Source organism: Pseudomonas sp. CJQ_9, from assembly GCF_043106615.1.
GTDB lineage: Bacteria > Pseudomonadota > Gammaproteobacteria > Pseudomonadales > Pseudomonadaceae > Aquipseudomonas > Aquipseudomonas juntendi.
Map to the genome: position 1 here is coordinate 1 of NZ_JBICMS010000057.1, position 11,668 is coordinate 11,668.

At 67.8% G+C, this 11,668-nt stretch carries 1 protein-coding gene; it reads right to left on the bottom strand.

From position 1 onward, the window contains the following. On the bottom strand, positions 1-11,619 hold an 11,619-nt coding region (locus ACF8SD_RS11040), incomplete at its 3' end, for an amino acid adenylation domain-containing protein (protein ID WP_392484336.1). Between the last annotated feature and the right edge of the window lie 49 nt (positions 11,620-11,668).

The following is an 11,668-nucleotide window of genomic DNA, read 5'->3' on the forward strand; positions in this document are numbered from 1 at the left end:
CTGCATCCACAGCAGGCGGTTAACGACCCCGGCATGCTCGTTCATCACGCCTTTCGGCAACCCGGTCGAACCGGAGGTGTAGATCACGTAGGCCAGGTGCCGGGCATTCAGCCCTGCCACCACAGGGTTCGTCGCCGGCAAAGAAGCCCAGCTCGGCTGGTCCAGATCAATGAGCAGACCCGCTTCCGGCACGTGCCGGGTAGCCGCATGCACCAGCACCGCCACCGGCGCGCTGTCGCTGAGCATGTGCCGCACGCGCTCGGCCGGGTAGTCCGGGTCCACCGGCACATAAGCGCCACCGGCCTTGAGAATGGCCAGCAGCCCCACCACCATCGACAGGCTTCGTTCGACGCAGATGGCCACGCGATCGTCCGGTTTTACCCCCAAATCGATCAAATGGTGCGCCAGGCGGTTGGCCTGCTGGTTGAGCTGGCCGTAGCTCAGCTCGCCCTCCTCGGCCCTGACCGCCACAGCTTCGGGGGTGCGCCGAACCTGCGCTTCGATCAGGCCGTGCAAGGTCTGCCCGAGGTCGTAGGCGACGGCCGTGTCGTTGAACCCGGCCAGCACCCGCTGGCGTTCCTCGGCCTGCAGCACCGGCAAGCGCTGCAACGCCAGCCCCGGTTCATGCTCCAGGGCCTGCACCATGGCCTGCAACACCTGCTCCATTTGCCCGCAGATACGCGCAGCGCCAACGCCGGCAGTGGTCATGGCCACCAGGCGGAAGCCTTCGCCCAGGTCATCCACGTTCAAGCTCAATGGGTAGTTGGTACGCTCCTGTCCCTGCAGCACCTCGATGCCGTCCCAGCCCTGGCGCTGCGCCGTGTCGGGCTCGGCGCCGTGGCGGTAGTTGAGCATGGCGCTGAACAGCGGCAGCGGCGCGGCGACGCCACTGCAACGTTGCGCCAGGGCCAGCGAGGCATGCTCGTGGGCAAGCAGGCCACTGAGCGACTGGTGGGTGGCATGGGCCGCCTCGCGCAGGCTGACGCCGGCGAGGTCGATGCGCAGTGGCAGGGTGTTGATGAACATCCCAAGCGCGCGCTCGGCACCCTCGCCGCCCTGTAGACGCCCCAGCAACACGGTACCGAACACCACGCTGGGCTTGCCACTGGCGGCGGCCAGCAAACGCGCCCAGGCCAGGTGGAACAGGCTGGCAACGCTGATGCCCAACTGCCGCGCCTGGTGGCGCAAGCGGCCGGCCAGGTCGGCAGAAAGGGGCAACTTGGCCTCGTGCATGTCGCGGCCATCGCCTTGCACGTCACTCAGGCCGAACGGCAGGGTTGGCTCGTCGATAGCCGCCAGTTGCCCGCGGAAGAACGCCTCGTGCCCGGCCTGGCTGATGCCCAGGCGCGCCTGGGCTACGTAGTTGCGGTACGGCACAGGGGCATGGGCCGGGGCCGCAGCGCCCAGCAGGTGGGCACTGAGCTCTTCGCCAACCACGTCGAGCGCCGTGTGGTCGAGCACGATGTGGTGGAACTGCAAGGTGGCCTCGACCGGGCCGTCGGCGTCGGTGTACAGCAGGCGCAGCAGCGGCGCCTGGCTCAGGTCGAATGCAGTGCTGGATGGGCTGTTGTCGCCGCCTGCCTGCGCAACCGGTGCAACGGCCCGCAAGACCACTTGCACCGGTTGCGGCAGGCCCTCCCAAAGAATGGCCGTGCGCAGCACATCGTGCCGGGCGATGACCGCGTCCAGTGCGCTGGCGAACGCCTGCAAGCGTTCGCGGCTGGCGAAGCGCAGCCTGGAGTACAGCACGTAGGGGTCGTGCTCGGCACTCAGGTGATGATAGAGAATCCCCTCCTGCAACGGCGCCAACGGGTAGATGTCCTGCACATTGGCGGCGCCGCCTGGCACCTTGGCGACGATAGCGTCGATGGCGGGCTGGTCAAGGTCGATCAGGCTGAGCAACTGCGGGGTGATCTGCGTGCAACCCGATGGAATTCGGTTTTCCGGCACTTCCACACCTTGCTCGGCCCCGAGCGTGGAGGCCAGTGCGGCAATGGTCGGCTGGCCGAACAAGGTCCGCACATCGACCTGCAAACCTTCCAGGCGCAAGCGCGCGGTCAGGCTGACGGCCAGCAGCGAGTGCCCACCCAGCTCGAAGAAGTTGTCGTGCCGCCCCACCTGCTCAACCCCCAGCAGTTCGCGCCACAACCGCGCCAGCAAGGCCTCGGTGGAGCCCACAGGGGCCTCGTAAGGTCGCCCGTGCAAGGCCGTATCCGCCGCTGGCAGTGCCTTGCGGTCAAGCTTGCCGTTGGGGGTCAGGGGTAGCTGTTCAAGGTGGATGTACTGGGCAGGCACCATGTACTCGGGCAGCCGGGCCAGCAATGCCTGGCGCAGGTCATCGGCCGGCTGTGCCCTACCTGTGTAGTAGGCGACCAGGCGCACGTCGTCCACCGCGAGCACAACCGCTTCGCGCACGTCGGCGAGCAGTGCAAGGCAGGCTTCGATCTCGCCCGGCTCGATGCGCAACCCACGCAGCTTGATCTGCTCGTCGCAACGGCCAAGGAATACCAGGTTGCCGTCCTGGTTCAGGCGCACCAGGTCACCACTGCGGTACAGGCGCTCATCTTCGACGAACGGGCTGGCGATGAAGCGCTGCGCCTGCTGCTCAGGCAGCCCCAGGTAACCCCGCGTTACCCCGGCGCCGCCAATGTGCAGCTGCCCGGCCACACCATACGGCACCAGTTGGTCGTCGCTGTCGAGCACGCAGAGCCAGGTATTGTCGATCGCCTGGCCGATGGGCAGGCTGCCTTGAGGGAGCGCGGCGTCTGGCTGCAAGGTCCAGGCGCTGCAGTCCACCGTGGTTTCGGTAGGGCCGTAGACGTTGTGCAGGCGCACCTGCGGCAAGCGCTGGCGCACCTGGGCCGCCAGCGCTGCGCTCAGCTCACCGCCGCCACACACGATGTCGGTCAGGCTGTTGCAATGGCGGCTCTCGGGCTGCTCGATGAACTGTTGCAGCAAGGCCGGCACGAACTGGACCACCGCCACCGCCTGCGCCTGCACCCACTGCACCAGGTAAGCCGGGTCGCGCTGGCCATCCGGGCGCGCCAGCACCAGGCGCAAACCGCTGCACAGCGGCCAGAACAGCTCCCAGACCGAAGCATCGAAGCTTACCGGGGTCTTGTGCAGCACACCGCCCTCGCCCACGTGTGGGCACAAACGGCGGCTCCAGTTCACCAGGTTGACCACGTTGCGGTGCTCGACCATCACCCCCTTGGGCACGCCAGTGGAGCCCGAGGTGTAGATCACATAGGCCAGGTGCCGGGCGCCCAGCCCGGGGATGCGCGGGTTGCTGATCGGTTGCTGCTGCCAGCACGGCTGGTCCAGGTCGACCCATGGCAGGTCCAGGGTGCCGGCGATGTCGCGCGTGGCACCGTGTACCAGCACGGCCAGCGGTGCGCTGTCGGCCAGCATATGGCGAATACGCTCGGCTGGGTAACCTGGGTCGACCGGCACATAGGCAGCGCCGGCTTTGAGAATGGCCAGCAGGCCAACCACCATGTTCAACCCACGCTCGACGCAGATCGCCACCCTGGCATCGGGTTGGGCCCCCAGCCCGATCAGGTGGTGGGCCAGGCGGTTGGCCTGTTCGTCGAGCTGGCGGTAACTGATTTGGCCTTCTTCGGCCACCAGCGCAACGGCATCGGGGGTGCGGCGGACCTGGGCTTCGAACAGGTGGTGCAGCGGCTGCTCAAGGTCATGCGGCCGTGGCGCAGGGCGTTGTAGCAGCTGTGCGCGCTCCGCCGGGCTGAGCACGCCGAGCTGTTGCACCGGCGTGCCCGGCGCGTGCTCCAGCGCGTCCAGCAGGCCGACCAGCACCTGTTGCATCTGTTCGCACAGGCGTTGCGCACCGACCTGCGCGGTGACCTGCGCACTGATGCGCAGGCCGTCACCCAGGTCATCGATGTTCATGCTGATCGGGTAGTTGCCATGACCGCGCGGGGGCAATACCTCCACGCCTTCCAGCGCTTGCTCATGTGCCTGCAGCTCGCTGGCCGTGGCGCCATGGCGGTAGTTGAGCATGGCGCTGAACAGCGGTGTGGGCGCGGCCACGCCGCTGCAACGCTGGGCCAACGCCAGCGCCGCGTGCTCATGCACCAGCAGTGCCGCCAGCCGTTGGTGGGCCTGGCGCACCCCTTCGCGCACATCCAGGCCCAGCAGGTCGAGGCGCAGGGGCAAGGTGTTGATGAACATGCCAAGGCCGCGATCGGCGCCGGCCCCACCTTGCAGGCGGCCGAGCAGGACGGTGCCGAACACCACGCTGGACTTGCCACTGGTGCCCGCCACCAGCCGTGCCCAGGCCAGGTGCAACAGGCTTGCAGCGCTGACACCCAGCTGGCGCGCCTGGCTGCGCAGGCGCTGGTACGCAGCCGGTTGCAGGGCCACGCTGGCCTGTTCGAACTGGCTGGCCTGGAGCTGCAAGTCGGTCAGCCCATAGGGCAAGGTAGGTTCGTCGATATCGGCCAGTTGCGCGCGGAAGAACGCCTCGTGGTCAGCCTCGCTGACGGCCAGGCGTGCCTGGGCCACGTAGTTGCGGTAAGGCACCGGGGCCTGCGTGGGTTGCAGGCCGTGCAGGTGGTCGCGAATTTCAGCCAGCACCGCTTTCATGGCGGTGTGGTCGAGGGCGATATGGTGGAACAGCAAGGTGGCTTCGATGGGGCCCTCTGCGCCGTGGTAGCGCAGGCGGATCAGCGGGGCCTGGCTCAGGTCAAAGGCCATGCGGGTGGCCGCGCCTGTGGCAACTGGGGCGACCGTGCGCAGCACGACCTGGACCGGCTGTGCCAGGCTGTCCCAGAGCACGGCGGTGCGCAGCACATCGTGCCGGGCGATGACTTTGTCCAGGGCGCCGGCAAAGGCTTGCAGGCGGGCCAGGCTGTCAAAGCGGATCGGCCATTGCAGCAGGTAGGGGTCTTCGCCGGTCGCACTCAGGTGGTGGTAGAGAATACCTTCCTGCAACGGCGCCAATGGGTAGATGTCCTGCACATTGGCGGCGCCGCCAGGTACCGCTGCCACAATGCGCTCCAGCGACGCCTGGTCCAGGGTCAACAACGGCAGCATGTCCGGGGTGAGCTGTGTGCAGCCAGGCGCAATACGGTTTTCCGGCACGATCACTTGCCGGTTCTGGCCTATGGCGGCTGCCAGCGAGGCGACCGTGGGCTGGCCAAACAGCACCCGCACATCGGTTGGCAGGCCCTGTTGGCGCAAGCGCTCGATCAGGCTGACCGCCAACAGCGAGTGGCCACCTAGCTCGAAGAAGTTATCGTGGCGCCCTACCCGGTCGACACCCAGCACATGCGCCCATATGGCCGCCATGGCGATTTCGGTCTCGCCCACAGGGGCTTCGTAGCCGTGCCCGACCAGGTCGGTAGTGTCCGGGTCGGGCAGCGCGCGGCGGTCGAGCTTGCCATGGGGGGTGAGCGGCAGTGTTTCCAGGCGCATCAGCGCCTGCGGCACCATGTACGCCGGCAGGCAGGCTTGCAAGGCCTGGCGCAGGTGGTCGACCGTCACAGCGGCGCTTGCGGTGAACCAGGCCAGCAGGCGTTCGTCGCGGACCAGCACCACCGCATCACGCACGCCCGGCTGGGCAGCCAGCGCGGCCTCGATCTCGCCCAGTTCCACGCGCACACCGCGGACCTTCACCTGGTCGTCATTGCGGCCCAGGTAGTCCAGCGTCCCGTCGGTATTCCACCGCACCAGGTCACCGCTTCGGTACATCCGCGCGCCCGGCAGGCGGCTGAACGGGTCGGCCAGGAAGCGCTGTTGGGTCAGCTCAGGGCGGTTGAAATAGCCCCGTGCAACCTGCGCGCCGCCGATGTACAGCTCGCCAACCACACCGGCAGGCACCGGCTGCCGGCGCTCATCCAGCACATACACCCGGGTATTGGCGATGGGGTAGCCGATGTGCAGCGCCGCACCGGGCTGCAAGGCCCCCGAAGTCGCGACCACGGTGGTTTCGGTGGGGCCGTAGTTGTTGACCACGGCAAAGCCTGGGTCGCGGTCGAACTGGCGCAGGCGGTCGCCACCCACCAGCAGGGTACGCAGGGTCGGGTGCTGTACCGGGCGACGCAATGCCTGCTCGGCCACAGGGGTGGGCAGGAAGCTCACCGCCAAGGGCTGTTGCTGCCACCAGTCCAGCAGTTCCTCCACGTGCTCATTGCCGACAGCTGCCGGCGGCAGGTGCAGGGTGGCCCCAGCGCACAAGGCCGGCCAGACCTCCCAGGCCATGGCGTCGAAACCGAAGCCAGCCACGCTCGAGGTACGGGTACCGGCCTGCACGGCAAATGCCTGGCAGTGCCAATGCACCAGGTTGAGCAGGGTGTGGTGCTCGACCATCACGCCTTTGGGTTGGCCGGTGGAGCCCGAGGTGTAGACCAGATAGGCCAGTTGCTGGGCACCCAGGCCAGGTACTTGTGGGTTGTCGCTGAGGCTGTGGTAAGCCGCTGGCGAATCCAGGTCGAGCCGAGCAATAGCGGTCGGCAGCCCGGTGGTTTGCGTGTCGGCCAGTACCAACCGTGGGGCACTGTCGGTCATCAGGTAGGCGATGCGCTCGGCCGGGTACCCCGGGTCTACCGGCACGTACGCCGCGCCGGCCTTGAGCACCGCCAACAGGCCGACAATGCGTTCGCAGTGGCGCCCAAGGCACAGTGCAACGCGGTCACCACACTGCACGCCCATGGCGATCAGCTGGTGCGCCAGCTGGTTGGCACGCCGGTTCAGCTCGCCGTAACTGAGCGTTTCCTCACCCTGGCTTACTGCGCTGGCGTCTGGCGTGCTGGCGGCCTGGGCCTCGATCAACCCATGCACCGTGGTCGCCGGGGGGAAGGCTTGCGCGGTGGCGTTGAAGCGGCCGAGCAACTGCTGACGGGCGTCTTCGTCGAGGATGGACAGGGCGTTCAGTGGGGTGCCCTGGCTGAGCGCCAGGGCCTGGACCAGTTCGGCGACGGCGTTGCACATCCAGGCCGCCACCCGCGCCGCGCCAATGCCAGGCACAGCCAGAACGCTGAACGTGAACCCTTGGCCCAGGTCGTTGACGCTGAGGGTCAAGGGGTAATTGCTGCGCTCTTCGCCACCCAGCAGCCGCACCCCCTCCCATATGCCCTCGCCTTCATGCGGCGCATCGTCGGCACTGTGCCGATAATTAAGCAAGGCGCTGAACAACGGCGCCGAAGCGGGCACGCCGCTGCAGCGCTGGGCCAGGGCCAGCGGTGCGTGCTCATGGGCCAGCAGCGCTGCCAGGCTGCGGTGGGCGGCGCGCACGGCGCTGGCGACTGGCTGCCGCGTGTCGACCCGCAGCGGCAAGGTATTGATGAACATGCCCAAGGCGCGGTCGGCGCCCTCGCCCCCTTGCAGGCGGCCCATCAGCACGGTGCCGAAGACCACGTCGTCGCGGTTGGCCAGCACGCCGAGCACACGGGCCCAGGCCAGGTGCATCAGGCTTGCGGCGCTGACCCCCAGCTGCCGGGCCTGGCTGCGCAGACGCCCGGCCAGCCCCGCGTCCAGGGCTTGCGTGGCACTCTGCACAGCACGGCCGTCGCCCTGCACGTCGGCATGGCCCAACGGCAAGGTCGGCTCCTCGACGTCGGCCAGCATGTCGCGGAAGAACGCTTCATGCCCGCCCTGGTCGCCCAGGCAGGCCTGGGCCACATAGTTACGGTACGGCACCGCCGGCGGCAGGCTGTGGCCCTGGCCGAACAGCAGCGCACGCATTTCACGGGCCACCACGTCCATGGCGGTATGGTCGAGGGTGAGGTGATGGAACAGCAGCACCGCCACCACTTGCTGGTTGGCCGGGTCGAGGCTGTAGTACAAGCGGGTCAGCGGGGCCTGGCCCAGGTCCATGCGGTGGTGGCGGGCGTCGAAGCGCGCGTGCAACTGGTCGATACGGGCCACGCCGGGCTGCTCGGGCAGGTCATCGACTTCATGAACACCCAGCAGTGCCTCCCGCCATACCACTTGCAGGGGCTGCGGCAGGGCCTGCCAGAGCACGGCCGTGCGCAGGATGTCGTGGCGGTCGATCACCTGTTGCAACGCCCCGGCCCAGGCCAGCAAGCGCTCCACGCTGTCGAATGCCAGGCGCGTCTGCAGCAGGTAGGGGTCGCCTTGCTCCGCGCTCAGGTGGTGGTACAGCACCCCCTGCTGCAGCGGTGCCAGGGGGTAGATTTCCTGCACGTTGGCGGCGCCGCCCGGCACACTGGCAACCACCTGGTCGATGACCGTCTGCTCCAGCTCGACCAGGCTGAGCATGCCCGGGGTGATGCGCTCGGCGCCCGGCGGGACGCGATTGGCGGGCACGGCGATTTCCGCACCGGCCCCCACTACAGCGGCCAACGCCAGCACGGTCGGTTGGGCAAACAGCACCCGTACATCAATGACCATACCTGCGCTACGCAACCGCTCGACCAGCGTAACGGCCAGCAGCGAATGGCCGCCAAGTTCGAAGAAGTTGTCCTGCCGCCCCACCCGTTCGACACCCAGCACCTCGGCCCAGACCTGCGCCATGGCCGTTTCGGTAGCGCCTTGCGGCGCCTCGTACTGCTGGCCGAACAGTTCGCCAGTGGCCGGTTCCGGGAGCGCGCGGCGGTCGAGCTTGCCGTGGCTGGTCAACGGCAGTTCGGCCAGGCGGGTGAACGCCACCGGCAACATGTGTGCAGGCAGGCAGGCGCGCAGCGCCTCGCGCAGGGTATGCGGGTTCAACGGGGTAGTTTCGGTGTACCAGGCCAGCAGCCGTTCGCCGCGGACCAACACCACGGCCGCGCCGACGCCCGGTTGCGCCGCGAGGGCGGCTTCGACTTCACCCAGTTCGACCCGCACGCCGCGGATCTTCACCTGGTCGTCGTTGCGCCCGAGGTAGTCAAGGGTGCCATCGCTGTTCCAGCGCACCAGGTCGCCGCTGCGGTACATGCGGGCATTGGCCTGGGAGCTGAACGGGTCGGCCAGGAAGCGCTCTTCGGTCAATGCTGGGCGGTTGAAGTAGCCACGCGCCACTTGCGCACCGCCGATGTACAGCTCGCCGGCAACGCCCACGGGTACAGGTTGCAGGCCCTGGTCGAGCACATAGAGCCGAGTGTTGGCAGTCGGTCGGCCGATGTGCAGTGCATTACCTGGGCTGAGCAGCCCCGAGGTGGCCACGACGGTAGTCTCGGTCGGGCCGTAGTTGTTGACCACGGCAAAGCCTGGGTCGCGGTCGAACTGGCGCAGGCGGTCACCACCGACCAGCAGGGTGCGCAAGGTCGGGTGCTGATGCTCACGGCGCAAGGCCTGCTCGGCCACCGGCGTAGGCAGGAAGCTGACCGTCAGCGGCTGCTGCAGCCACCAGTCGAGCAGTTCGTCGACATGCTCGTTGCCGATGTGTGCCGGTGGCAGGTGCAAGGTGGCCCCGGCGCTCAGGCTTGGCCACACTTCCCAGGCCATCGCATCGAAACCGAAACCGGCCAGGCTGGAAGCCTGGCTGGCGTTGTCCACGGCAAACGCCTGGCAATGCCAGTGCACCAGGTTGGCCAGGGCATGGTGCTCGACCATCACCCCTTTGGGTTGCCCGGTGGACCCGGAGGTGTACACCAGGTAGGCCAGCTGCTGGGCATCCAGCCCCGGCACCTGGGGGTTGCTGTTGTCGGTGGCATAGGCCTCGGCCTGGTCCAGGTCCAGCCGCGGCACAGCGCCGGGCAAGCCGTTGACGGTGGTTTGCGCCAGCAACAGCAGCGGCGCGCTGTCGTCGAGCAGGTAGGCAATGCGGGCGGCCGGGTAACCCGGGTCAATCGGAACGTAGGCCGCACCGGCCTTGAGCACGCCAAGCATGCCCACCAGCCGCCTGGCGTTGCGCGGCAGGCACAAGGCGACCCGGTCACCCAGTTGCACACCCCGCGCGCGCAACTGGTGGGCCAGCTGGTTGGCCTGGCGATTGAGTTCACCGTAGCTCAGCGCCTGGCCGGCCTGCAGCAGCGCCGGCGCGTCGGGTATATGGGCAGCCTGGGCCTCGACCAGCGCATGTACGGTGCTGCCCTGCGGGTAGTGCCGGGCGCTGTCGTTGAACCGTTGCAGCACCTGCTCGCGCTCCTCGGCCGGCAACACCGCCAGCGCTTGCAACGGCGTGCCCGGTGCCTGTTCCAAGGCCTCCACCAGGCTGGCCAGCACCTGTTCGAACTGCGCGCACAGGCGCGGCGCATGCCATTGGGGCAGGCTCTGCACCGTCAGGCGCAGGTCCTCACCCAGGTCATCGACACTGACGGTCAGCGGATAATCGGTACGTTCTTCGGCGCCGACAATATCGATGCCGGGGGCAACCGGTATGATCTCGGCCGCGTCGCCCGCGTCACTGTGGCGGTAATTGAGCATGCTGTTGAACAGCGGCGCCGGTGCGGCCACGCCGCTGCAACGCTGGGCCAGCGCCAACGATGCCTGCTCATGGCCGAGCAAGGCGCTGAGCCGGCGATGGGTGGCCAGCAGCCCGTCGCGCACGCTGTGCTGGCCCAGGTCGATGCGCAGCGGCAAGGTATTGATGAACATACCCAGCGCCTGCTCGCCGCCAACTCCGGTGGTCATGCGGCCCAGCAACACGCTGCCGAACACCACGGCCTGGCGTGCCGAGAGCTGGCCGATCAACCGGGCGAAACCCAGGTGCAGTACGCTGGCCGGGCTCACCCCCAACTGCCGGGCCTGGGCACGCAGGCGCTGGCTGAGCGCCGGCGCCAGGGTCAGGCGTGCCTGCTGCAGGGGCTGGTCGACCTTGTCCTGCTGGCCGAAGGCGAGCGTGGGCTCATCGATGTCACCCAGCATTTCACCGAAGAAACGTTCATGGGCCTGTTCGTCGAGGGCCTGGCGCGCTGCCGCCAGCACATTGCGAAACGGCATGGGTGGCGGTAGCTGCGCACAGGTGCCGGCAAGGTGGGCCTGCAGTTCGCGGCGCACGATGTCCAGCGCGGTGTGGTCCATGATCACGTGGTGGAACATCAGCAGCGCGACCCATTGCTCGCCCTCGCCCTGGGCATGCACCAGTTGCATCAACGGCGCCTGGCGCAGGTCGAGCCGGTAGTGACGCGGGTCGAAGCGCTGGCACAGGCTGGCCAGTGCGTGGCTGCCGGCCAGCGGCAAGGCCTCGCGGACCAGTGCAGCTTCACGCCAGACCACCTGTACCGGGTTGTCCAGGTACTCCCAGTGCACGGCGGTACGCAGAATGTCGTGCCGCTGGATGACCCATTGCAGCGCCTGGGCAAAGGCCCCCAGGTGCTCCTTGCTGGCAAAATGCAGTTGCACCTGCGACAGGTACGGGTCGCCCTCGCTGGCGGCCAGGTGGTGGTAAAGCATGCCCTGCTGCAACGGTGCCAGCGGGTAGATGTCCTGCACGTTGGCGGCACCGCCCGGCACCTGCTCGACAATGCGGTCGATGGCGGCCTGGTCCAGGGTTACCAGTGGCAGCATGTCGGGGGTGATGCGAAAGGCCGGGCTGAGCCAGTCGTCATCCTGTTCGGCAAGCATCTCCAGCAAGGCCGGCTTGTGCCGTGACAGCGCCTCCCACAAATGATCGTCCAGGGTTTCGTCGTCACCGAGGACGATCAGGTCCTGGTCTTCACGCTGGAGTCGAATTGCACGGGTGGAAAGAGCTGCCATCAGTTCGCTGAAGTGCATCGGTAAGCATCCTGCTTTGCCTGGAAATAAGGTTGGGGGACACGCTAAT